Raw genomic sequence first — 22,413 nt, forward strand, 5'->3', positions numbered from 1 at the left:
AACTTTTGAGGATGTGACACCGATTCGTCAAACAAACTTTTACATCGATAGTCCCAATCGCATCATGAAGCAAGAAAAATCTTCTCTGCGGATTCGCACCCTTCCAAAAGGGGCAGAGTTGACCTTAAAAACAGCTGCTCGTGTTGGGAATCAAGAATACAACCAAGCTCTAACCTCACTAGAAGCCGATGTCCTAATCCAAACCTTCATCCTCCCCGACGGTCCCATCAAAGAGATGTTACTCGAACGGAAGATTCCGATCGATCAATTAGCTATCTGGGGGCATCTCACGACCGTTCGGAGGGAAAAGCAAACCTCCATCGGACTGATGGCACTCGATGAAAACCACTATGAAGATCAGATTGACTACGAATTAGAACTTGAAGTTGAAGATGCTATTTCTGGCAAGAAGGATTTCGAACAATTTTTACAGAAAGAAAACATTCACTTTAAATATGCGAGTAGCAAAGTCGCTCGTTTAGCATCGAAGCTAGCCAACCACCATCCTACTAAGACTTTGTCAAAATGAAGCTTTTTATGTTTTATTTGGATGCTGATAAATCTCCTAATTTTTGGTAAAATAGGAGTATTGAAGTAAAGGAGACAGAAAATGGTAGAACCTTATTGCGATAAATCGATTAAACTTTTTAGTCTGAACGCTAACCGTGACCTTGCAGAAAAAATTTCCCAGGAATCCGGAATCCCTCTTGGGAAATTATCTTCCCGTCAGTTTTCTGATGGAGAAATTCAAATCAATATCGAAGAGAGCGTGCGTGGAGTGGACGTCTACATTATCCAATCCACTTCTTACCCTGTAAATGATCACCTTTGGGAACTGTTGATCATGGTGGATGCATGTAAGCGTGCCAGCGCTCGAACAGTGACAGTCGTCACTCCTTATTTTGGCTACGCACGCCAGGATCGTATCGCTGCTTCTAGAGAACCAATCACCGCAAAACTCGTCGCAAATATGTTGGTAAAAGCTGGTGTGGAACGGGTCGTTACCTTAGATCTGCATGCTGCTCAAGTACAAGGTTTCTACGACATTCCTGTTGATAACCTGTTGACCATGCCAATGTTCGCAGAACATTACATCAATGCTGGCCTCACCGGTTCTGATGTCGTTGTGGTTAGCCCTAAAAATTCCGGGGTGAAACGCGCTCGTAGTCTTGCAGAATACCTTGATGCACCAATTGCTATTGTCGACTATGCAGACGATGATTCGAGTCGCGATTCTGGCTATATCATTGGGGACGTCTCTGGAAAAAAAGCCATTATCATCGACGATATCCTAAATACCGGTCGCACTTTCTCAGAAGCTGCCAAGCTTATCAAAGAAAATGGCGCCGTTGAAGTATATGCTGTTGCTAGTCACGGATTATTTGCTGGAGGGGCTGCAGAACTGCTTGACCAAGCTCCTATTGAAGAAATTGTTGTGACAGATTCCGTTTCCTGCAAGGAAAAACTACCTAAACAAATCAAATATATCACATCTAGTAAACTATTGGCTGAGGCTCTATTAAACATCCATGAGCACAAACCAGTCAGTCCCCTTTTCAACTATAAACCCAAAGCATAAGAAGAGAATTCTATGATTTATTTAGATAATGCTGCAACGACAGCTATGTCAGAAGCTGCCCTTGATAATTATCAGAAAGTGGCACGGAACTCCTTTGGAAATGCTTCGAGCATCCATAGCGCAGGACGTGAAGGCAATCGGATTTTACGCCAATCCAGAGAAACGATTGCTCGCTTATTAGCTGTTCAACCAGATCAGGTTTATTTTACTTCTGGGGCATCAGAAGCCAATAATATAGCAATTAAAGGCTATGCCCTTGCTCATCAACACCTGGGAAAACACATCATCTCAACTACTCTGGAACATCATTCTGTCTTACATACCCTATCCTACTTAGAAAGCAGATTTGGCTTTCAGGTAACCCTTCTTGAACCCATCGAAGGTCAAATCCATGCGGATCAAGTCAGAGATGCCATCCGACCGGATACAATTCTAGTTTCCACCATGTTTGCCAATAATGAAACCGGACTTCTTCTTCCAATCCAAGAAATCGGTCAGCTCCTACAAAATCATCAAGCTGTCTTTCATGTCGATGCGGTGCAAGCCATCGGAAAGATTGACTTGACTCCAGAAAAATATCACATTGATTTTTTATCTGCATCTGCCCATAAATTTCACGGACCTAAAGGAACAGGCTTTCTATATGCGAAACAGCTTCAATTTGATCCCCTCATCCACGGGGGAAAACAAGAACGGGGGCATCGAGCAGGTACAGAAGACCTTCCCTCGATTAGTGCCATGGCCACTGCTCTTCAAGAATCTCTTGATCATCAAGTTGAAAATTTCGAAACAGTCCAACGCTTGAAACAATTCGTTTTAGAAAGTTTACCACAACACCGCTTCTATCTAAATGAAACCGGTGAACACCTTCCTTATGTCTTGAACATCGGATTTCCAGGTAAAAGCAATGACCAATTACTGGTGCAACTCGATTTAGCTGGAATCGCAGTTTCAAGCGGATCCGCTTGTACAGCTGGCGTCGTTCAAGAAAGTCATGTTCTAACATCCTTATACGGAAAGCAGTCCCCACGTTTGAAAGAGTCGATTCGGATTAGTTTTTCAGCCCATAATACGCTCAATGAAGTCCAACAACTCATTGATACCTTACACCAAATTCTAGGAGAAAATTAATGGCCTTTGATTCTCATGTACACCTAAAAGATTGTGATTTCACATACACCATTAGCCCTAACATCAAGCGATATACCTTAAAAGACAATACCTTTGAAGAGACAAAAGTCGGAAACTTTCAATTGAGTCGCATGCTTGAGGAAGTTCCCAATTCAGGAAATGGTTTTTTATTAAAAATCATCATTAACAAGGACTTGACAGGTTTTAAAATCAATATCACTGATAAGTCTGGTCTTCATCTGGTAAATCTCTTTAAAAAAGATGCAAACCCGGTTATTCAAGAAAAATTCTACTTCCTCATGGATAGCTTAGTAGATCGGGATATCTTTGAAAAGGAGCAAGCTTGATGTACGAATTACAGTATCAGGATAACTATAAAGTAAACCGAGTTGTTCGCTATCATGATCTGGATGAAATGCTTCTAGCTTTCTCTGGCTGTGTAACCCTCCCAGATAATTTACCGGTTCAATCTCTTACCTTAGATGGAAAAAATTTGGGATATCACGGACTCATCGGTGATTTATATCCATTTCTAAAATCCATTGATCCCAAATCAAAATAAAAAACTGTAAAGAAACGGATGCCCATTCGTTTCCTTACAGTTTTTTTGACAAAATAGGACTTGCCGGCCATTTAGGGAATAATGACCAGCAAGTCCTTTTATGATAGAGATACTATCTTACCGATTCGGTTTATTTTGAAGCGACACCAGTATTTGCAACCAATTCCAGTTTTTCCATGCTTGCTTTTTTCGAACCTGGAATCACATCAAAGTATTTCACCCGTTTATTTACAGCCGTAACAGAATAGACTTCAAATAATGGAGTTGCAAAATCTTCATCAAAGGCATATTGTTGCCATTCTTTATAGTTTGCGATCCGCTTGTCCTTATCCATAGACTCTGTTGAAACCAACTTGTTCAATAATTCTGTATTCTTATCAGATACGTAGCCAGTATAGTTCATATTGGTAATAGATGGTCCCCAAAGTCCCAGAGGGGCTGGATCATATCCTGTACCAAAAGCTCCAAGATACATATCAATGGTCGTATTATCTTTCGGAACTTCATCGTAGAAAGCATTTCTTTCCATAGTCTTACCGGTATACAATTCAACCTTCAAACCAACTGCTTCCCATTTTTGAATATAATCTTGGATCAAGGCTTCAAAGCTATCTCCACGTTGTGGTGCTGCCAAACTAATCGTAAAGGCTTTCCCATTTGGATCTTCACGATAACCATCATTGTTGGTATCCTTATATCCAGCTTCGTCTAACAATTGCTTCGCCTTATCTACATCATAGGTATAGCCTGCTAATTCACTATCATGCAAATCCCCAAAGAATGAGATTTCCAAAGAATTTGCAGGGGTCCATAGACCATTAAAGAGACTTTGACCAGCAGTTTTGTTATCTAGTGCATAAGAAATCGCTTGACGTAAACGGACATCCGAAAGTTTTGCGCTTGGGTTCATGACACGTTTGCCATTTTCGATTTTACCAAGTTTAAAACCAAGATAATGGAGGGTATTCGATTGTGAACCTAGCAAATCAATATTGTTAAAGCCTGTAAACTGTTCATACTGATCCGCAGGAACTTCAGCAATATCATAATTCCCTGCCTGCATTTCTGAAGCAATGGTATCTGGTGAAACAACGTCTACTTTCAAGGTTGAGATTTTTGGTTTCCCTTTATAGTAGTTTTCGTTCGCTTCATAGACAACGGACTCCCCAGATACGATGGATTTGATCTTATATGGTCCCATTCCAACCACCTTGTTGGTCCGAGCATACTCACTCGTTTCCCAATCTTTCACAGGGATGTTTTGGAAAATATGTTTCGGGGTCACATAGCTTGGCAACCAACTACCATAGGTCATAGAAGGATTGAACTCTTCATATTTGAGTTTGACTGTATAATCATCCACCTTTTCAATACCTGAAATTGTAGATGCTTTTCCGTCATGGTAATCCGCCATTCCAACTATACTTGAGAAACCATCATCATAACGCACACCTGTGTAATCCTTGCTTCCCATTTGCTCGATAGTAAAGATATAATCATCAATGGTGAATGGTTGGCCGTCTGACCACTTGTAATCTTTCCCTGTCAAGGATACGGTAACCGTCTTCGATGCTTCATCAAATTCAGCCTTGGCTAGACCAGAATCATCTAATTGACGATTGGCATCTGTCCCAAACATACTTTCATCCACAAATCCACCAAACGTCGCATCAACGGTACTAGATGTCAATTCATCAATGAATAATCCTGTTGAACCTGCTGAATCGACAATGGCATAGTTTAATTGCCCTCCGTTAATAACAGACCCATCATTGGTCACGCTATCTGCAAATGAGGAGGTATCTGTTGAACTACTTGATTTTGAATTTTGATTTCCACACGCCGCTAAAAAAGCGACAGATAAAAGGGTAATTCCCGAAATTTTTAATGCTGTTTTAATCTTCATATTGACTCCCTTCAACAAAAACTACTTAAAGTTTTCTTAAAAGATTATAAATTTATTCTATCATATGATTATGACCTTGTAAAGCAAAAATGTGTATTTTTTCAAAAAATATTCTGTTTTTGCTATAAATATCATTTTTAAACCTAGATAGAGTTATATTAATCAATATTTTATTTTTGCTTTTATTCAGTATTTTCAGACGATTGATATTTATTCGGTATATTTGATTTGTCAATTAAAAGTGTTGATTTTTTCACAATCTTCATTTAAAATAAAAGTAAGAACTAGAAAACGGAGATGATTCTTTTGAAAAACGAAAAAATATTCCTCGTGCAACTGCCAAGCGTCTCTCACTTTATTACAGGATTTTTAAGCGATTTCACTCTGAAAATATCGAAAAAGCAAGCTCGAAAGAAATTGCAGAAGCTATCGGAATTGACTCTGCTACTGTTCGAAGAGATTTTTCTTATTTTGGAGAATTAGGCCGTCGTGGGTTTGGTTATGATGTCCAAAAATTGATGAACTTTTTTGCGGAAATTCTAAATGATAATTCCATTACAAATGTCATCCTAGTAGGTGTCGGAAATATGGGACGGGCCTTACTGCACTACCGTTTTCATGAACGCAATAAAATGAAAATTATCATGGCTTTTGAAGTGGACGATCACCCTAGTATTGGGACAATCGATGATAACATTCCTATTTATGCCATTTCCCAATTGAAAAAACACATTAAAAGTGAAAATGTCCAAACAGCCATTTTGTCTGTCCCCAGTAACAAGGCTCAAGAAGTTGCAAATTTGCTGACTGATGCTGGGATCAAGGGGATTCTCAGCTTTTCACCTGTCAATCTCTCTGTTCCGAAAGATGTAGTCGTTCAATATGTTGATTTGACAAGTGAATTACAGACCTTACTGTATTTCATGCGAAAAAGTAACTGACCTATGAGGACAAGAGCTCATGAATCCATCATAAATAAAAGGAGTAAAGAATTGGTTTCTCTACGCCTTTTTTATTGCTAGTTTTTTAAGATCCAATCAGCCTCTTCTTCTCGAAAACTATAATAATCCTGACCTCCTACAATGATGTGGTCCAAGAGATGAATCCCTACAATCTCACATGACTTTTTAAGGCCATTGGTAAAATGAATATCATTTGTGCTGGGCAATACGACACCTGAGGGATGGTTATGCGCAATAATAATGGAGGTGGCCATATATTTTATAGCGTAGTGCAATATCTCTCTTGGTTCAGCTATACTCCGATTAACACTTCCGATAAAAATTGTTTTTCGTCTAATAATCTTATTTTGTGTGTTCAGGTAAAGGGCTAATAAGTGTTCTTGGGGATTACCCCCAATATCTAACATTAATTGCTTGGCTAGATCCCGACTACTTAGGATTTGATGGTCCTTCACTTCTTGGTAATACTTGATCCTACGCCCCAACTCAATCATCGCCTTAAACTCTATAGCCTTCGTCGGACCAATTCCCTTTAATTGTTGCAACTCTTCGAGAGAGAATTGTCTCAAACGTGATATATCGCCCAATTCTTCTAGTATCTTTGATGCTAAGACAGAAACAGGATTCTGCCTGGTCCCAGTTCTTAGTAAAATGGCCAACAATTCTTGATCCGAAAGACCCTCTGCTCCTTCTTGTAACAGCCTTTCTCTTGGTTGACTACTTCTATCCATTTGCTTTAACTGATACATGATGTCCTCCTTGCAATTTATTTATTCGTAAAATGAATACACACAAAAATCCTGAGAAGAAAATTCTCAGGATCTTTCATAAACGCAAAATGAGAATATGCATGGAATCGTTACAACTGAATTTGGTTATACTTTTTCGCAAAATAGGAAAGAGTCTTACTATTGGCCTTACTATAGTCCTCCGTCTTAGACTCTACCAATTCCCCTTTCACAATTGTTCGTTTTGTGGCTCCAGGGTCATCACAGGTCACGAGAGTGATCAATTTCTTACCAGGCTCATCATCAATGACCTGAACTGCCGTAGGCTCGACAACCGTCACTTCCGTAATGACATAGGTATAGACTTTGGACTTATCCGTAATGTAAATGTTCATTCCAACCTTAGCCCGATCAAGGGGAGAAAACAACATTTCAGTCGAACCAGCAATATTAAAAACATGATGGCTAGCCAGAGCATAATTCCCCTCACCCATCTTTTGATCTTCCTTCATGGTTCCTGCTCCATACATAAGGGCTACATTTGACAAACCTTTAAAAATTGGAAGGTTGAGATTGATATCGGGAATAGCCACCCCTCCAATGACTGGTAATTCTTGGGCATTCCATTGGGCCGCTAAGACTTTCTCGCTGGAAATGGACTCAACCTGATCAAAATCAAAAGTCGTTGAAGCAGATTGATTTTTTTTCAACTCTTCTTCTGAAATCTCACTCACAATATATTTATTTGTATTCCAGGCTAATAACATATTGCGGATCGATCCGTTAAAAATTAATCCTAGAGATAAGAGTAAGAGCAAGGTTGCCAGAATATAACGCAACTTTGATCGTTTCTTTGTCCTTTTTAGTCGTTTTCCTTTACTCATTGCCTTCGTCTACTTCCTCGCTTTTTGAATCTGCTGCATCCACCAAGGCAAAGGCAACAATCCGAGCATCTTGATCCAGACGCATCACTTTCACTCCCATCGTTGCTCGACCTGTTTGGGAAATATTGGATACAGTTGTACGGATAATCACACCGGTATCTGTGATAACCATAATATCCTCATCGCCACGAACAGTGAGGAATCCTGCCAGATGTCCATTTTTCTCTGTCACATTGGCTGTTTTAATTCCTTTTCCTCCCCGACCTTTCGTCGGATACTCCGTTGCAGGGGTCCGCTTCCCATATCCCTTTTCAGTTAGAATCAGAACTTCTTGTTCATCCGAAACAATGGCTGCCCCAACGACTTCATCTCCTTCACGAAGAGAAACTCCTCGAACTCCTGTGGCAGTTCGTCCCATTATCCGAACGACAGATTCTTTAAATCGGACAGAATAACCATACTTGGTTCCAATAATGACATCGTCTAGTCCATTGGTCAAAAATACCGAAATTAACTCATCATCCTCTCGGAGATTCAGCGCCTTTAGTCCATTTTGCCGAATATTGGCAAACTCTGTTACATCTGTCCGCTTCACGACACCTTGCCGAGTGACGAAAAAGAGATAATGCTTTTCTTGTTTCTCCCCTTCCACATTAATAATGGTCTGAATGGTTTCCCCTTCATCTAATTTCAGTAAGTTAACGATTGGAAGTCCCTTGGCTGTCCGACCATATTCTGGAATTTCATAGCCTTTCATCCGATACACGCGGCCCTTATTGGTAAAGAAGAACAGATGGTCGTGAGTACTGGTTGAGACCATTTCACGAACAAAATCATCGTCTTTGATGCCTGTCCCCTGAACACCTCGACCTCCCCGTTTTTGGGAGTGGAACTCATCTTGTGAGAGGCGTTTGATGTATCCCTTATTAGAAAGGGTGATGAGCACATCCTGCTCTTCAATCAAGTCCTCATCTTCAATGGATAATACCTCTCCAACCATTAACTCCGTCCGCCGAGTATCGTCAAATTTTCGACGAATTTCAGCCATCTCATCCTTCACAATCTGGACAACTCGTTCTGGTTTGGCCAAAATATCAGCTAGGTCAGCGATCAGAAGCAATAACTCGTCGTATTCATTTTGAATCTTATCTCGTTCTAATCCGGTCAGTCGACGCAACCGCATATCCAAGATAGCTTGACTCTGACGGTCACTTAATTCAAATCGACGCATTAACTCTGCTTGAGCGACAGCATCCGTTTCTGAATCACGAATCACACGAATCACTTCTTCGATGTGATCCAAGGCAATCAATAGACCTGCCAAGATATGGGCACGAGCCTCAGCCTTATCCTTGTCAAACTGGGTTCGACGAACAATCACCTCTTTTTGATGATCAATATAAGACTGAATAATTTCTTTCAGAGAAAGGACCTTTGGAACGCCATTTTGAATAGCGAGCATGTTAATGCTGTAATTGATCTGTAAAGAGGTTAGCTTGAACAAGTTGTTTAAAATAACACTGGCAGATGCATCTCGACGAACTTCAATAACAAATCGAACACCTTCCCGACTTGATTCATCTCGAACAGCAGTAATGCCATCGATTTTCTTTTCTTGAGCTAGTCGAACGATATGTTCATGGACCTTGGTCTTGTTGACCATATAAGGAAACTCGGTGACTAAAATCCGCTCACGACCAGGTTTGAATTCTTCAATTTCTGTCCGAGCTCGCAATACGATAGAGCCTTTTCCTTGCTCATAGGCTCTATGAATGCCCGAACGGCCCATTACAAGACCACCAGTAGGAAAATCTGGTCCAGGGAGGACTTCCATAATGTCGCGCGTGCTGGCATCAGGACGATCGATTACGAGGTTGACGGCATCAATTGTTTCTCCGAGATTATGAGGAGGAATATTCGTCGCCATCCCAACAGCAATCCCTGTGGTCCCATTAACTAAGAGATTGGGAAAACGGGCAGGCAAGACAAGAGGTTCACGCTCGCTAGAATCATAGTTATCCATGAAATCAACGGTATTTTTATTGATATCTCGAAGCATTTCTAGGGCAATTTTTGACATACGAGCTTCCGTATACCGTTGCGCCGCAGCACCGTCACCGTCCATCGAACCGAAGTTTCCATGACCGTCAACCAACATATAACGGTAACTCCACCATTGAGCCATCCGTACCATCGCTTCATAAATGGATGAATCCCCATGTGGATGGTATTTCCCCATGACATCCCCTGTAATCCGAGCTGACTTTTTGTGAGGCTTCTCAGGTGTCACTCCTAGTTCATTCATCCCATATAAAATCCGGCGATGAACCGGCTTTAATCCATCACGAACATCTGGAAGAGCCCGTGCGACGATTACACTCATCGCATAATCGATAAAAGACGTCTTCATCTCATTCGTTAAATTTACATCAATTAGATTTTGATCTCTCATATCTATTCATACCAAATTTCTAGAATTTATCTACTCTATTATACCATATTTTGAGAATTACCTCTTAGAAAGAAATCGATATGTAAGCATTTTCAGAAAGGTTAATCTCGTGACTTCTCCCCCTACTTATGTTAAAATGTAAGTGTTTGAAATAGTTTTTCAAAATATTCACTTAAGGAGATGTTAAGACAAATGACATTCACGAAACAACACAAAAAGGTTATCCTTGTCGGAGATGGTGCAGTTGGTTCTTCCTATGCCTTTGCACTTGTAAACCAAGGCATTGCACAAGAACTCGGAATTATTGAAATCCCTCAATTGTTTGAAAAAGCTGTAGGTGATGCATTAGACCTTAGCCATGCCCTTGCCTTTACAGCACCTAAGAAAATCTATGCTGCTCACTACGAAGACTGTGCAGATGCTGATCTTGTAGTCATTACTGCTGGTGCTCCTCAAAAACCAGGAGAAACTCGTCTTGATTTGGTGAATAAAAACCTTGCCATTAACAAATCGATTGTTGATCAAGTTGTCGCATCTGGTTTCAATGGTATCTTCCTTGTTGCTGCTAACCCAGTTGATGTTTTGACATACTCAACGTGGAAATTCTCAGGTTTCCCCAAAGAACGTGTTATTGGTTCAGGAACTTCTCTTGACTCAGCTCGTTTCCGTCAAGCATTGGCTGAAAAACTTGATCTTGACCCTCGTTCTGTCCATGCATACATCATGGGTGAGCACGGTGACTCAGAATTCGCTGTTTGGTCTCATGCCAACGTTGCTGGTGTAAATCTTGAAAGCTTCTTGAAAGATGTTCGCAACTTTAATGAAGCTGAACTAGTCGAACTATTTGAAAGTGTTCGTGATGCTGCTTACACCATTATCGAGAAAAAAGGGGCAACCTACTATGGAATCGGTGTAGCATTGGCTCGTATCACGAAAGCTATCCTCGATGACGAAAATGCAGTATTGCCACTTTCCGTTTACCAAGAAGGTCAATACGGATTTAGCGATGTCTTTATCGGACAACCTGCAGTTGTCGGAGCACATGGTATTGTAAGACCAATTAACATTCCATTGAATGACTCCGAAAAACAAAAAATGCAAAAATCAGCTAATGAACTTCGTGAAGTTATTGATTCTGCATTTGCCAATCTGGACAAATAAGCAGACTGAGTATTCATCAGCTGAAACGCTTCTATACTATATTTACAAAAGAGTCCTGAATTTGTTAGTTCAGGACTCTTTCGCTATCTCCCTTTCTTTTTTCCTATCTCTCATAAAAATGGATCCATAAATGATACACACATACAACACGCATTTATCCATTTTCATAAAAAAACAAGGTCGAGTGAAACACATGGGAGAGAGCGAGACAGAAATCGGTCATTCCTTAGAATTCGATTTCGTCGTCCTACCTCCCCACAGTTGAGTAGGGCTGTAAAAGGTGATGAAATCAACCTAGTAACGCCCACTCACCCACTGCGTCTTGCTCGACCATCCAAAAACAATTGAGAGGCTAGAACTTTAGTCCCAGCCTCTTTAGTGATTATTTCGATTTAATATAGTTTATTCCGTCAGCCTTAGGAGCTACAGCCTTACCAAAGAATAGAGTTAACACGATAATTGTAAGGACATATGGCGCGATATTGAAATAAACTGCAGGAATGGATTGTAAGAATGGAACTTGACCACTGACCACTGAAAGCGACTGAGCAAATCCAAAGAATAGACAGGATAGCATCGCGCCAATGGGATTCCAACGACCAAAAATCATGGCTGCCAAAGCGATAAATCCGACTCCGGCTATGGTAGTAGATCGAAAGCCTGCCTCATTGGTCAGAGCATAAATAGCTCCACCCATTCCACCAAGAAAACCTGATAAGAGAACACCTGAGTAACGCATAAGGGATACATTAATCCCCAATGTGTCTGCTGCTTGAGGATGCTCCCCAACCGATCTCAACCGTAAGCCAAATCGAGTTTTAAAGAGGATAAACCATGCCACAAATGAGAGTAAAATAGCTAAATAGGCTAATAGACTGACATTTGTAAAGAAGATCTCACCAATTCCGAAAAGCTTAATATCCGACAAGATTGGGAAAGTGAACGGTCTGAAGGAAGCCTGAAGACCGGTAATATCCCGTTCGCCATACATAACAAAGAGGAGGAAAACCGATAAACTGGGTGCTATCAGGTTCAATACAGTACCAGAAACAACATGGTCCGCACGGAAATTAATCGTCGCAAGAGCATGGAGACTAGAGAATAAAAGTCCAACCAACCCTGCCACTAATGTCGCTAGCCAAGGAGTAATATCTCCCATATCTGCGAAGTCTCTGGCAAAAACAGCCGCCGAGAAGGCTCCAATAATCATGATTCCTTCTAACCCAACGTTTACAACCCCACCTCGTTCAGAAAAGGTACCACCAATACTGGTCAAAATCAATGGTGCAGCATAAGCAAGGGTATTGGATACAATTAAAAATAAAATCGTTGTAATGGACATTATGCTTGCTCTCCTTTCACGTTCTCTTTCTTCTTAAAGCGGTCGAATAGTTTAGGAACGTCGATTAAGCCCTTACGGATGACGTAACTGATACCGACAAAGAAGATGATGAAAGCTGAGACAACATCGACCATTTCTGAAACAACAACGGCTTGCATCCCTGCACGACCGGCTTCCAAGACACCATATAGAAAGGCAGCAAAAGGAATCCCGATCGGAGAATTTGCTGCAAGGAGCGCTACAGCCATCCCGTTCCATCCGATACTCAGTGAACTTGCTTGGGTTTTAACAGTTACGTAGGTCCCTAGACCATCTACTGCTCCACCCAATCCTGCTAAGGCACCAGAGATTAACATTGAAAGGATAATAATCCGTTTTGCAGACATACCCGCATACTCAGCTGCATTCGGATTTAGTCCTACAGCCGTTATTTCATATCCAAGCGTTGTCTTTTTTAGTACAAACCAAATGATGATTACCGCAATGATAGCCATAAAGATGCCCAGATTGATCCGTGATGAACCAAACATCTCCTTAAGCCAATCTACCTGATAGGAGGCTTCTTTCGGGAGATTGACAGTTGTACCTGTTCCTTTTTCGGTAAAGTTTGGAACTAGGAAATTCAAGACAACTGCATTGCTCACATGCAAGATAATGTAATTGAGCATGATCGTGATAATTACTTCACTCGTTCCTAGATAGGCTCGGAGGATTCCTGGAATAGCTCCTGCGAGGCCACCAGCAATCATGGCAATGATCATAGTGGCAGGAATCGATATAAATTTTGGTAGATCTGGATTCATCAATGTAAAGGTCGCTGCACTGGTCCAGGCTATCATGGCCTGACCTGGTAAGCCGACATTGAAAAATCCAGCCTTTGATGAAATAGCGAACCCTAGAGCAATGAGCATCAATGGCGCCATAGTACGGAAAATTTCACCGATATTATAAGGAGTGCTAAAGGCCGTATAAATCATTTCATCATAGGCTGCTAGTGGATCGTAACCAAATACTAACATGACGATAGCACCAGCTACGAGCCCTAAGATAACCGCAATCAAGGGCACTAAAAAGTCTTGTAATCTTTTAGACATTTCCTTCCTCCTTCTCTAGTTGGCCACCTGCCATTAAGATACCCAATTCATGTTTATTGGTATCTTCAGGATTTAATATTCCTTGGATTTTTCCATCATGCATTACGGCAATCCGGTCAGAAATATCTAAAATTTCATCTAATTCAAAGCTGACTACGATAAGCGCTTTGCCTTTGTCGCGTTCTGCGATTAACCGTTTCCGGATATACTCAATCGCACCAACGTCCAACCCCCGGGTTGGTTGACTAATGACTAGTAAATCAGGATTCCTATCAATTTCACGAGCAATCACTGCTTTTTGTTGGTTCCCACCAGATAAGGAACCGCCTGATACGACCTCGCTTGCTCCACGAACGTCAAATTCTTGCATAATATTGCGACTGTATTCATTAATCTTTCCATAATTCAAGATTCCATTTTTACTGAATGGTTCCTTGTAATAGGTTTGTAGAACAAGATTTTCAGCTACTGTCATCTCCAAAACCATTCCATCCCGATGACGGTCTTCGGGCACATGGCTCACTCCTAATTCCGTAATCTTACGAGGTTTGAAATGGGTAACATCTGTTCCTTTAATCGTAATGGATCCAGATTTGGCCTTCCTTAAGCCGGTAATTGCTTGAATCAATTCACTTTGGCCATTCCCATCAATACCAGCAATCCCCACGATTTCACCAGCACGAACCTGAAGGTTTAAGCCTTTAACAGCTGGAACTCCACGATTTTCATGAACGACCAAGTCCTGGATATCCAGGACCACTTCTTTAGGATTAGCAGCCACTTTTTCAGTTTGAAAAGAAACAGATCGACCGACCATCATTTCAGCCAATTCCTTGCTACTGGTGCCTTCAATAGAGACTGTATCAATCGATTGGCCACGGCGAATAACCGTCACACGATCTGCAACCGCACGAATTTCATCCAGTTTATGGGTGATGAGGATGATAGACTTTCCTTCTTTTATTAGATTGCGCATAATCTCTAGAAGTTCGGAGATTTCAGAAGGTGTCAACACCGCAGTTGGTTCATCAAAAATAATAATATCCGCACCACGGTACAAGGTTTTTAAGATTTCAACCCGTTGCTGTGCTCCAACTGTAATATCCGCTACTTTCGCATCTGGATCAACCGCAAGTCCATAGCGTTCAGATAAGACTTTTATTTCCTCAGAAGCCTTCTTCAGATCGAGTACTCCACCTTTTGTGATTTCATTTCCTAGGATGATGTTTTCAGTCACCGTAAAAGCATCCACTAACATAAAGTGTTGATGGACCATTCCGATACCTAATTTGTTGGCCTTTGATGGAGAATCTAGGTGGACAGGTTTGCCGTTGACAAAAATCTCGCCTTCAGTTGGTTGCAGCAAACCAGAAAGCATATTCATCAAGGTTGACTTTCCAGCACCATTTTCTCCTAATAAGGCGTGAATTTCTCCCCGACGAACTTCGAGATTGATGTGATCATTTGCAACAAAATCACCAAATTTTTTCGTGATATTTTGCATTTTAATGACATTTTCAGTTGTCATAAAAGTTCCTTTCAACATCTTCTTTATTTCAGTAAAGCCTGCTAATCGATTTATCAGGCTTTACTGAGACAAAAAGTGTCCCAGTTTTTAAAAAAGCGACCGCGAAAGGTCGCTTCTTTAAGTTATCTTATTTCGTGTCAACACCATCTTTAACAGTCAATGATCCATCTTTAATTTTTTCTTTTGCATCATTTACTGCTTTCAGGGTATCTTCATTTAACCCTTCAGTAACGAGGTCTACACCACCATCTTTCAAACCATAACGAATCACTTCACCACCAGGGAATTTTTCACGGTTTGCCAACTCTTTAATAGCGTTTCCGACTTCCTTGATTGTAGACGTCAAGGTTGAAGAGGATTCTTTTCCATCTTTTGAAGTGTATTTTCCTTCTGCAGATTGGTCACGGTCCACACCGATTACCCAAACTTTCTTCGCATCATCAGCATTCAAAGCAGAGTTGCGGTCATTGGCTTCTTTGAAGACACCATTCCCTGAACCACCTGAAGCGTGGAAGATTACATCAGCTCCTGCAGAGTACATGGTTGAAGCAATTGTTTTCGCTTTTGCTGCGTCTGAGTAAGACTCAACGTATTGAACATCTACTTGGATATCTGGATTGACGGATTTCACACCTTCTTTAAATCCAGTTTCGAAACGGGTGATGACGTCACCTTTCATCCCACCAACGAATCCAACTTTATTTGTTTTAGTTGTTTTCGCAGCTGCAATCCCAGCAAGATAAGCAGCTTCATTATCAGCGAAAGTTAAACTTGCAACATTCTCTTTTCCAGAAATAACTTCATCGACAATTGCATAATGAATATCTGTATGACGATCTGCTGCAGCGGCTACTGCTTCATGTAAGTTATATCCGATACCTACAATCAAGTTATACTTTCCAGTAAAAGCTGATTCAAGGTTTGTTTCGTATTGTGATTCATCGTTTGATTGGTAGTAGTCATAACCTTTCTTTTGTTCAAGGTTATGTTCTTTCCCCCAAGCTTGAAGTCCTTCCCAGGCTGATTGGTTAAATGATTTATCATTAATACCACCAGTATCTGTAACCATTGCAACACGTACATCTGTTGATGATGATGCACCGTTACTTGAATTAGAGCTGTTAGACGAACGACGTCCACATGCTGCCAAGCCTACAATTGCAACTGCAGCCAAACCAAGGCTAACAATTTTTTTGTTCATTACTGAACCCTCCTAATTTTTTTCTGCAACTCCGTTGCACTTCAAATGATTCCAGTCTAGGACTGGTCCTTAGCTGATCTTATGTTAGATCAGTAAAAGAATATGGAAGTAACTCCCCGACTGTCATCACGACTGTCGATTGATCCTTCGCAACCAAGGTTACTTTAGATTCCGGTTTAAAAAACTCTGCCATTACTTGGCGACAAGCACCACAAGGTGAAACTGGCTTAGCGGTGTGTCCATAGACGACGATCTCCTCTAAGTTGGTAAAACCTTCTGATACAGCCTTAAAAATGGCTGTCCGCTCACCACAATTCGTTAATCCAAAAGAAGCATTTTCGATATTGCATCCGGTAAAAATCTCCCCCGTCGCGGTTTTAACGACAGCTCCAATTGGAAAATGAGAATACGGTACATAGGCCGTCTGACTGGCCTTAACCGCCAGTTGAATCAAGTTATCTACTGTCATAATTAATAATCGATATCGGCCACTTGACCTTCCATAATCGCCACCCCTGACGAGGCTCCAATACGGCTTGCTCCTGCTTCGATGAAGGCCTGAGCATCTTCATAAGATCTGGCTCCACCTGAAGCTTTAACCCCCATGTCTGGCCCAACTGTTTTCCGCATGAGGGCAATATCTTCTACTGTCGCCCCACCTGTAGAAAACCCAGTAGACGTTTTGACAAAGTCTGCACCTGCACTTTGAGCAAGTTGGCAGGCCCTCACTTTTTCCTCATCCGTTAACAAACAGGTCTCAATAATCACTTTAACTAACGTCCCATTGGCCGCTTCAACAACAGCACGAATATCTGCTTCTACCGCCTGATCATCACCCGACTTAAGCGCGCCAATATTGATGACCATATCAACTTCATCCGCTCCATTTGCAATCGCATCTTTCGTTTCAAAGGCTTTTACTGCTGAAGTAGAGGCACCAAGAGGAAAACCAATCACCGTACAAACCTTAACGTCTGTCCCTTTCAAAGCAGCGGCTACATGAGCCACCCAAGTCGGATTGACACAGACGCTGGCAAAGTTGTATTGCTTTGCTTCGGATATGATTTTTTGAATTTGTTTTTCGGTTGTGTCTGCCTTCAACAAGGTATGGTCGATAAATTTGTTCAATTTCATTTCATTCTCCGATAGTTAAGTGATGATTTCAATGATTTCATTCGTTTTAACTTCACTATCATCTATTTTAACATTTTTTTGAAAATCTGTAAGCATATTTTGTGAAATTTTTTGATTGCTGTAAATCTTTGCAATGACCTCACCGGCACGGACAGCATCTCCAACCTTCTTTTCAAAGACAATTCCGGCTTCATAATCCAAAGGATCGGTTTTCACAGAGCGACCTGCGCCAATTTTCATGGCAAAGAGACCAAATTCCATAGCAGGAAGCTGGGTAATATACCCATCCCGTTGAGCTGGTACTTCAAGGATAGAGGTCACAGAAACAGGTCGATAGAGATCCTCTAAGTCGCCACCCTGTGCCTCCACCATCTCCTCAAACTTGATCAAGGCTTGTCTATTTTCAAGGTGATGTCGAATTTCGTCAAGAGATTTGTCCACATCTGCTAAGCGAAGCATGATTTGTGCTAATTCACAAATGAAATGGGTGATGTCTTCCCGCCCCTTTCCTTGAAGAATCTCAAGCGCTTCAAGGATTTCTAGACGATTGCCAATAGCACGTCCCAAGGGTTGACTCATATCAGTGATGACCGCAATCGTCTTACGGCCAACAGCTTTTCCAAGATCCACCATCGTTTGCGCGAGTTCTCGGGCCTCCTCTACCGTCTTCATAAAAGCCCCTTCACCCACCGTGACATCTAGCAAAATTGCATCCGATCCAGCTGCAATTTTTTTGCTCATAACCGAACTTGCAATCAAAGGAATAATGTCTACTGTCGCAGTCACATCTCGAAGAGCATAGAGGAGCTTATCTGCCTTAACCAGCTGATCGGACTGCCCGATGACAGATATGCCAATCTCCTGAACTTGTTGGATGAATTCTTCTTGTGTCCGCTCAATCTGAAAGCCTTTGATGGACTCCAATTTATCAATGGTTCCTCCCGTATGACCAAGGCCACGACCACTCATCTTGGCAACAGGAACTCCGAAGCTAGCAACTAAAGGAGCTAGGATTAAGGTCACTTTATCCCCTACCCCACCTGTCGAATGCTTATCAACTTTGACTCCTGAAATAGCAGATAGATCAAATTCCTGACCAGACTTAACCATGGTCATCGTCATGTCTGAAATTTCTCTGGTTGTCATGCCTTTGAAATAGACTGCCATCGCAAAGGCAGACATCTGATAATCCGGCACTGTTCCATCAACATACCCATTGATCAACCATCTGATCTCATCCGTCGTTAGCTCGAAACCATCCCGTTTTTTTTGAATAATGTCTACTGCTCTCATTGGTATCTACTTTCTAAAATATAATAGCCCTTGTCTTTTTTGATAATTTCACAATTTCCAAAAACTTCCTCCATCTTTGCCTTGGCAGAAGGGGCCCCTTGTTTCTTTTGAATAACAATGGTCAAACGACCACTAGGTTTCAAATAAGATACCGCTTCTTCAATAATCTGATGGACAACCTTTTTCCCTGCACGAATCGGGGGATTAGAAATGATGAAATCAAATGTCCCTTCTACTTCTTCGTACAAGTTGGATTGGAAAATGGTTAGCTGAACTTGATTGCGTACTGCATTTTTCTTAGCTAAATCAATGGCCCTTTCATTAATGTCGACCATCGTTACTTGAAGGTTGTAAGCTTTTGCTAAAGCAATCCCCATAGGTCCGTATCCACAGCCCATATCCAGCAAAGACTTTCCATCTTCAATCTTTAGACTATTCAACAATACTTGACTACCAAAGTCGACCATTTTTTTACTAAAGACCCCTGCATCGGTATAAAATTGAAGTTCATGATGCAACAAGCTGACTTTCACATCATGGATATCATGGTCTGAGGTAGGTTTTTTTTCATAATACATGTTTGTCATATCTAAATTATATCATCCGAATAAAGCGTTATCAAGCATTTTACTATAAGCCATTTTCGTGTTAAAATAGACCCATGAAAAAGGAATTTATCAATTTTGACAAAATTGATCGCGAGACTTGGCAAAGTCTTCATAAAAATAGTACCTTGCCACTCAGCCAAGCAGAGTTAAACTCGATTAAAAGTTTTAATGATCAGATCAATTTGAAAGAGGTTTCTGATATCTACCTCCCACTGACAAAGCTGATCCGGATTTATAAAAAGGCCGCGGATGATCTCTCATTTACCAAAAGCCTCTTCCTTCAAGAAAAAGCGCATCACCAGCCTTTTATCATTGGTATTTCTGGAAGCGTTGCGGTTGGGAAATCCACGACTAGTCGACTCTTGCAAATGCTTATTTCACGGACTTTTAAGCATGCGACAGTGGAAATGGTCACGACAGATGGTTTTCTATACCCGAATAAAGTGCTCGAGAAAAAAGGCTTACTCAACAAGAAAGGCTTCCCTGAATCCTATGACATGGAGGAATTATTGGGATTTTTAGATAGAATCCGAAATGGTCAAACTTGTCAGATTCCAAGCTATTCTCACGAGATATACGACATTATCCCCAATAGTATTCAGACGATTGAAGCCCCTGATTTTTTGATTGTTGAAGGCATCAATGTCTTTCAAAACCCTCAGAATCAACGTCTTTACGTGAGTGACTATTTTGACCTGTCTATTTATGTTGACGCTGACGTAGAGGATATTGAAAATTGGTATCTGGAACGATTTCAAAAGTTGCTGAAGGTGGCAGAGCAGAATCCAGACAATTACTACTATCGGTTTCGACAGTTGACCAAAGAAGAGGCGTTGGAGATGGCTCACCAAACTTGGAAAGCCGTCAATCTTGTGAATTTAGAAAAGTACATTGAACCCACTAGAAATCGAGCGGACATTATCCTTCACAAGGGAAATCGCCATCAAATTGATAAAATTTATCTAAAAAAATAGATAAACCTTGTCAAACGACCTGATTTCCGATATAATAATATAGTTACAACAGAAAGGGTGGAGGTGAAACTCATTGGCAAACATTAAATCAGCTATCAAACGCGCTGAATTGAACGTGAAACAAAACGAAAAAAACTCAGCTCAAAAATCAGCTATGCGTACTGCTATCAAGGCATTTGAAGCAAACCCAACGGAAGAACTTTACCGAGCTGCAAGCTCAGCTATCGATAAAGCGGAAACAAAAGGTTTGATCCACAAAAACAAAGCAAGCCGCGATAAAGCACGTCTTTCAGCTAAACTTGGTTAATTTTTTACCTACAAATCAAGCTCTTCGGAGCTTTTTTTGTACACAATTATAGGAAACATAGATGAAGATTATGATTATCGGATATTCTGGATCAGGCAAGTCCACCTTAGCTGAGAAATTATCCCGCTACTATTCCATTCCAAGGCTTCATATGGATACCCTTCAATTTCAACCTGGCTGGCAAGAAAGCGACCGCACTTGGATGCAGGCAGAGATGAAACACTTTCTCACTGATCATTCTGACTGGGTCATAGATGGCAACTACTCTTGGTGCTGCTATGAGGAGAGAATGGAGCAAGCAGACCAGATTATCTTTCTCAACTTCTCTCGTTGGAACTGCTTCTTTAGAGCCTGGAAACGATACCGCCGTTATAAAGGACGCGTCCGTGAGAGTATGGCGGCAGGGTGTCCCGAGCGATTTGACTGGGCTTTTATCCGATGGATCTTTTGGGATGGCCGACAAGAAAAACAAAAGACATGGTATCAGTCTATTGCCAAAAATTATCCAGACAAATTTATCTCCATCAAGAATCAAAAAGAATTGGATGCATTTCTAGAAAACAATAAAGGAGTCTAGGACCTTCTCGTCCTAGACTCCTTATTTACTACTTTCTACTCAAGAATAGAAAAACCACTCAGCCGATCTAATCACAACTTCACTTCTTAACTTGCTTTCCAAAACGCAGACGTTTGAACAGAATGATCATTCTAGGGATGAGTTTCTTCTTCTAGGGTAAAATGACTGAGAACTTTGTTGTCCCTCATCACTCCATATTTTTAGATAAAGTTTCTAGGTTCTGCTCAATATTCTCCAGAAAAGATAAATCGTTTTGGGGATCTGCTTCTAGTGGATCCAGAGTGTGTAAACTCACTCCGGTCGATTTGACCAAGGTTTCTGCCACTTTTGAAGATGCATTGCTTTCAATAAAAATCGTTTTCACCCGATACCGGTTGACAAAATCTTCAATCTCCGCCAACTGTCTAGGACTAGGTTCTTGTTCGGGAGAAATACCTGCAATTCCTAGTTGGCGAAGACCAAACTGTTTGGCAAGGTAAGAAAAGGCGGTATGCTGGGTCACAAAGGTTTTCTGCTTGGCTTTTTCGAAAATCGGGTGATAGGATTGAAGGAGTTTTTGGGCTTTCTCCTTAAAGCTTTGCGCATTTTTTTGGTAATTTTCTTTATGTTCTTGGTCTAATTCCGATAATTGATCTGCGATAATCTGGACTTCTTCTGCTGCTTTTTGAGGATCTAACCAGGTATGAGGATCGTAGAGGGTCTTTTCATCAATACCTGGTCCAGCTTCCACCTCTTCGAGACCTGGAACACGGTCTAGCTCCATCCCCTGTGATGCCTCAATGACTTTAACGTTAGATTTTTGAAGACTAGGATCTAAGCTAGCAGCCCAGGATTCCAAGGTTCGGGAATGGTAGAAAAAGATATCTGCGTCATAGATTGCCGCCACATCATTAGCAGATGGTTCAAAGGAGTGAATTCCAGTGCTCGACTGAATCATCCTCACATCATTGAGATCACCTGAGACTTCTTTTACCATGGAGTAAATAGGGT

Annotated in this window: 22 protein-coding genes and 1 pseudogene; 10 read left to right on the top strand and 13 right to left on the bottom strand. The window is 41.1% G+C overall.

Features of this window, described 5'->3' with window-relative positions; genetic code table 11:
* The 5 genes from STRDD13_RS02400 to STRDD13_RS02420 form a co-directional block, all read left to right on the top strand.
* A partial coding sequence (locus tag STRDD13_RS02400; protein ID WP_231852543.1) for a CYTH domain-containing protein occupies positions 1-529 on the top strand: 529 nt, incomplete at its 5' end.
* A gap of 81 nt (positions 530-610) precedes the next feature.
* On the top strand, positions 611-1,579 hold the full coding sequence (locus STRDD13_RS02405) for a ribose-phosphate diphosphokinase (RefSeq protein ID WP_067101399.1): 969 nt from the start codon (positions 611-613) through the stop codon (positions 1,577-1,579).
* Between the two features lie 12 nt (positions 1,580-1,591).
* Entirely contained in the window at positions 1,592-2,710 is a 1,119-nt protein-coding gene (locus tag STRDD13_RS02410; RefSeq protein WP_067101402.1) for a cysteine desulfurase family protein, read from the top strand.
* Positions 2,710-3,057: a DUF1831 domain-containing protein gene (locus STRDD13_RS02415; protein ID WP_067101404.1), complete on the top strand. Its 348-nt coding sequence runs from the start codon at positions 2,710-2,712 to the stop codon at positions 3,055-3,057. Before STRDD13_RS02410 ends, STRDD13_RS02415 begins: the two co-directional genes overlap by 1 nt.
* Positions 3,057-3,272 (top strand): DUF4649 family protein, encoded by a 216-nt coding sequence (locus tag STRDD13_RS02420; RefSeq protein ID WP_067101406.1) that lies wholly within the window; start codon positions 3,057-3,059, stop codon positions 3,270-3,272. The genes STRDD13_RS02415 and STRDD13_RS02420 overlap by 1 nt, the downstream gene beginning before the upstream one ends.
* A 130-nt stretch (positions 3,273-3,402) precedes the next feature.
* Here the strand turns inward: STRDD13_RS02420 and STRDD13_RS02425 are convergent, their stop codons facing one another.
* A complete protein-coding gene (locus STRDD13_RS02425) occupies positions 3,403-5,178 on the bottom strand; it encodes an oligopeptide ABC transporter substrate-binding protein (protein ID WP_067101409.1) in 1,776 nt (591 codons plus the stop codon).
* A 308-nt stretch (positions 5,179-5,486) separates the two neighbouring features.
* Between STRDD13_RS02425 and STRDD13_RS02430 the strand changes: the two are divergent.
* Positions 5,487-6,119: pseudogene (locus STRDD13_RS02430) on the top strand (redox-sensing transcriptional repressor Rex); the annotation flags it as partial.
* A gap of 77 nt (positions 6,120-6,196) precedes the next feature.
* Here STRDD13_RS02430 and radC read toward each other — a convergent pair.
* The 3 genes from radC to gyrA all read right to left on the bottom strand — a co-directional run bounded on the left by radC (position 6,197) and on the right by gyrA (position 10,204).
* Positions 6,197-6,889, bottom strand: a complete 693-nt coding sequence (radC, locus tag STRDD13_RS02435; protein WP_067101414.1) for a RadC family protein — start codon at positions 6,887-6,889, stop codon at positions 6,197-6,199.
* A gap of 110 nt (positions 6,890-6,999) precedes the next feature.
* The gene (locus tag STRDD13_RS02440) at positions 7,000-7,752 is read right to left on the bottom strand and encodes a class A sortase (protein WP_067101417.1); all 753 of its coding nucleotides are present in this window, start codon (positions 7,750-7,752) and stop codon (positions 7,000-7,002) included.
* Positions 7,745-10,204, bottom strand: a complete 2,460-nt coding sequence (gene gyrA, locus STRDD13_RS02445; RefSeq protein ID WP_067101420.1) for a DNA gyrase subunit A — start codon at positions 10,202-10,204, stop codon at positions 7,745-7,747. The genes STRDD13_RS02440 and gyrA overlap by 8 nt, the downstream gene beginning before the upstream one ends.
* Before the next feature lie 192 nt (positions 10,205-10,396).
* Here gyrA and STRDD13_RS02450 point away from each other — a divergent pair, with 192 nt between their 5' ends.
* Positions 10,397-11,365, top strand: a complete 969-nt coding sequence (locus STRDD13_RS02450) for an L-lactate dehydrogenase (protein ID WP_067101423.1) — start codon at positions 10,397-10,399, stop codon at positions 11,363-11,365.
* 382 nt (positions 11,366-11,747) lie between these two features.
* Here the strand turns inward: STRDD13_RS02450 and STRDD13_RS02455 are convergent, their stop codons facing one another.
* From STRDD13_RS02455 to STRDD13_RS02490, 8 genes are all read right to left on the bottom strand, one after another.
* Entirely contained in the window at positions 11,748-12,707 is a 960-nt protein-coding gene (locus STRDD13_RS02455) for an ABC transporter permease (RefSeq protein WP_067101426.1), read from the bottom strand.
* Positions 12,707-13,801, bottom strand: a complete 1,095-nt coding sequence (locus tag STRDD13_RS02460; RefSeq protein WP_067101429.1) for an ABC transporter permease — start codon at positions 13,799-13,801, stop codon at positions 12,707-12,709. Before STRDD13_RS02460 ends, STRDD13_RS02455 begins: the two co-directional genes overlap by 1 nt.
* Positions 13,794-15,329 carry an ABC transporter ATP-binding protein gene (locus STRDD13_RS02465; protein WP_067101432.1) on the bottom strand — a complete coding sequence of 512 codons (1,536 nt, stop codon included), beginning with the start codon at positions 15,327-15,329 and terminating at the stop codon, positions 13,794-13,796. The genes STRDD13_RS02460 and STRDD13_RS02465 overlap by 8 nt, the downstream gene beginning before the upstream one ends.
* A 127-nt stretch (positions 15,330-15,456) precedes the next feature.
* A complete protein-coding gene (locus tag STRDD13_RS02470) occupies positions 15,457-16,530 on the bottom strand; it encodes a BMP family lipoprotein (RefSeq protein WP_067101434.1) in 1,074 nt (357 codons plus the stop codon).
* A 79-nt stretch (positions 16,531-16,609) separates the two neighbouring features.
* Positions 16,610-16,999: a cytidine deaminase gene (locus tag STRDD13_RS02475; RefSeq protein ID WP_067101437.1), complete on the bottom strand. Its 390-nt coding sequence runs from the start codon at positions 16,997-16,999 to the stop codon at positions 16,610-16,612.
* A 2-nt stretch (positions 17,000-17,001) separates the two neighbouring features.
* Positions 17,002-17,664: a deoxyribose-phosphate aldolase gene (deoC, locus tag STRDD13_RS02480; RefSeq protein WP_067101440.1), complete on the bottom strand. Its 663-nt coding sequence runs from the start codon at positions 17,662-17,664 to the stop codon at positions 17,002-17,004.
* Positions 17,665-17,679: 15 nt separating this feature from the next.
* Positions 17,680-18,957, bottom strand: a complete 1,278-nt coding sequence (locus tag STRDD13_RS02485) for a pyrimidine-nucleoside phosphorylase (RefSeq protein WP_067101443.1) — start codon at positions 18,955-18,957, stop codon at positions 17,680-17,682.
* Complete coding sequence (locus tag STRDD13_RS02490) at positions 18,954-19,544, bottom strand: class I SAM-dependent methyltransferase (protein WP_067101446.1); 591 nt, start codon at positions 19,542-19,544, stop codon at positions 18,954-18,956. The genes STRDD13_RS02485 and STRDD13_RS02490 overlap by 4 nt, the downstream gene beginning before the upstream one ends.
* Positions 19,545-19,618: 74 nt before the next feature.
* On the opposite strand from STRDD13_RS02490, the gene coaA reads away from it, so the two are divergent.
* The 3 genes from coaA (at position 19,619) to STRDD13_RS02505 (ending at position 21,423) form a co-directional block, all read left to right on the top strand.
* On the top strand, positions 19,619-20,539 hold the full coding sequence (coaA, locus tag STRDD13_RS02495; protein WP_067101449.1) for a type I pantothenate kinase: 921 nt from the start codon (positions 19,619-19,621) through the stop codon (positions 20,537-20,539).
* 73 nt (positions 20,540-20,612) lie between these two features.
* Positions 20,613-20,846, top strand: a complete 234-nt coding sequence (rpsT, locus tag STRDD13_RS02500) for a 30S ribosomal protein S20 (RefSeq protein WP_067101452.1) — start codon at positions 20,613-20,615, stop codon at positions 20,844-20,846.
* A 61-nt stretch (positions 20,847-20,907) separates the two neighbouring features.
* The gene (locus STRDD13_RS02505; RefSeq protein ID WP_067101455.1) at positions 20,908-21,423 is read left to right on the top strand and encodes a DNA topology modulation protein; all 516 of its coding nucleotides are present in this window, start codon (positions 20,908-20,910) and stop codon (positions 21,421-21,423) included.
* A gap of 187 nt (positions 21,424-21,610) precedes the next feature.
* Here the strand turns inward: STRDD13_RS02505 and STRDD13_RS02510 are convergent.
* On the bottom strand, positions 21,611-22,413 hold an 803-nt coding region (locus tag STRDD13_RS02510; RefSeq protein ID WP_082781161.1), incomplete at its 5' end, for a metal ABC transporter solute-binding protein, Zn/Mn family.

It is taken from the genome of Streptococcus sp. DD13, assembly GCF_001578875.1.
Classification (GTDB): domain Bacteria; phylum Bacillota; class Bacilli; order Lactobacillales; family Streptococcaceae; genus Streptococcus.

Coding starts and splice junctions, on each gene's coding strand:
- STRDD13_RS02405 (WP_067101399.1), top strand. CDS start 611: ATGGTAGAACCTTATTGCGATAAATCGATTAAACTTTTTAGTCTGAAC.
- STRDD13_RS02410 (WP_067101402.1), top strand. CDS start 1,592: ATGATTTATTTAGATAATGCTGCAACGACAGCTATGTCAGAAGCTGCC.
- STRDD13_RS02415 (WP_067101404.1), top strand. CDS start 2,710: ATGGCCTTTGATTCTCATGTACACCTAAAAGATTGTGATTTCACATAC.
- STRDD13_RS02420 (WP_067101406.1), top strand. CDS start 3,057: ATGTACGAATTACAGTATCAGGATAACTATAAAGTAAACCGAGTTGTT.
- STRDD13_RS02425 (WP_067101409.1), bottom strand. CDS start 5,178: ATGAAGATTAAAACAGCATTAAAAATTTCGGGAATTACCCTTTTATCT.
- radC (WP_067101414.1), bottom strand. CDS start 6,889: ATGTATCAGTTAAAGCAAATGGATAGAAGTAGTCAACCAAGAGAAAGG.
- STRDD13_RS02440 (WP_067101417.1), bottom strand. CDS start 7,752: ATGAGTAAAGGAAAACGACTAAAAAGGACAAAGAAACGATCAAAGTTG.
- gyrA (WP_067101420.1), bottom strand. CDS start 10,204: ATGAGAGATCAAAATCTAATTGATGTAAATTTAACGAATGAGATGAAG.
- STRDD13_RS02450 (WP_067101423.1), top strand. CDS start 10,397: ATGACATTCACGAAACAACACAAAAAGGTTATCCTTGTCGGAGATGGT.
- STRDD13_RS02455 (WP_067101426.1), bottom strand. CDS start 12,707: ATGTCCATTACAACGATTTTATTTTTAATTGTATCCAATACCCTTGCT.
- STRDD13_RS02460 (WP_067101429.1), bottom strand. CDS start 13,801: ATGTCTAAAAGATTACAAGACTTTTTAGTGCCCTTGATTGCGGTTATC.
- STRDD13_RS02465 (WP_067101432.1), bottom strand. CDS start 15,329: ATGACAACTGAAAATGTCATTAAAATGCAAAATATCACGAAAAAATTT.
- STRDD13_RS02470 (WP_067101434.1), bottom strand. CDS start 16,530: ATGAACAAAAAAATTGTTAGCCTTGGTTTGGCTGCAGTTGCAATTGTA.
- STRDD13_RS02475 (WP_067101437.1), bottom strand. CDS start 16,999: ATGACAGTAGATAACTTGATTCAACTGGCGGTTAAGGCCAGTCAGACG.
- deoC (WP_067101440.1), bottom strand. CDS start 17,664: ATGAAATTGAACAAATTTATCGACCATACCTTGTTGAAGGCAGACACA.
- STRDD13_RS02485 (WP_067101443.1), bottom strand. CDS start 18,957: ATGAGAGCAGTAGACATTATTCAAAAAAAACGGGATGGTTTCGAGCTA.
- STRDD13_RS02490 (WP_067101446.1), bottom strand. CDS start 19,544: ATGACAAACATGTATTATGAAAAAAAACCTACCTCAGACCATGATATC.
- coaA (WP_067101449.1), top strand. CDS start 19,619: ATGAAAAAGGAATTTATCAATTTTGACAAAATTGATCGCGAGACTTGG.
- STRDD13_RS02505 (WP_067101455.1), top strand. CDS start 20,908: ATGAAGATTATGATTATCGGATATTCTGGATCAGGCAAGTCCACCTTA.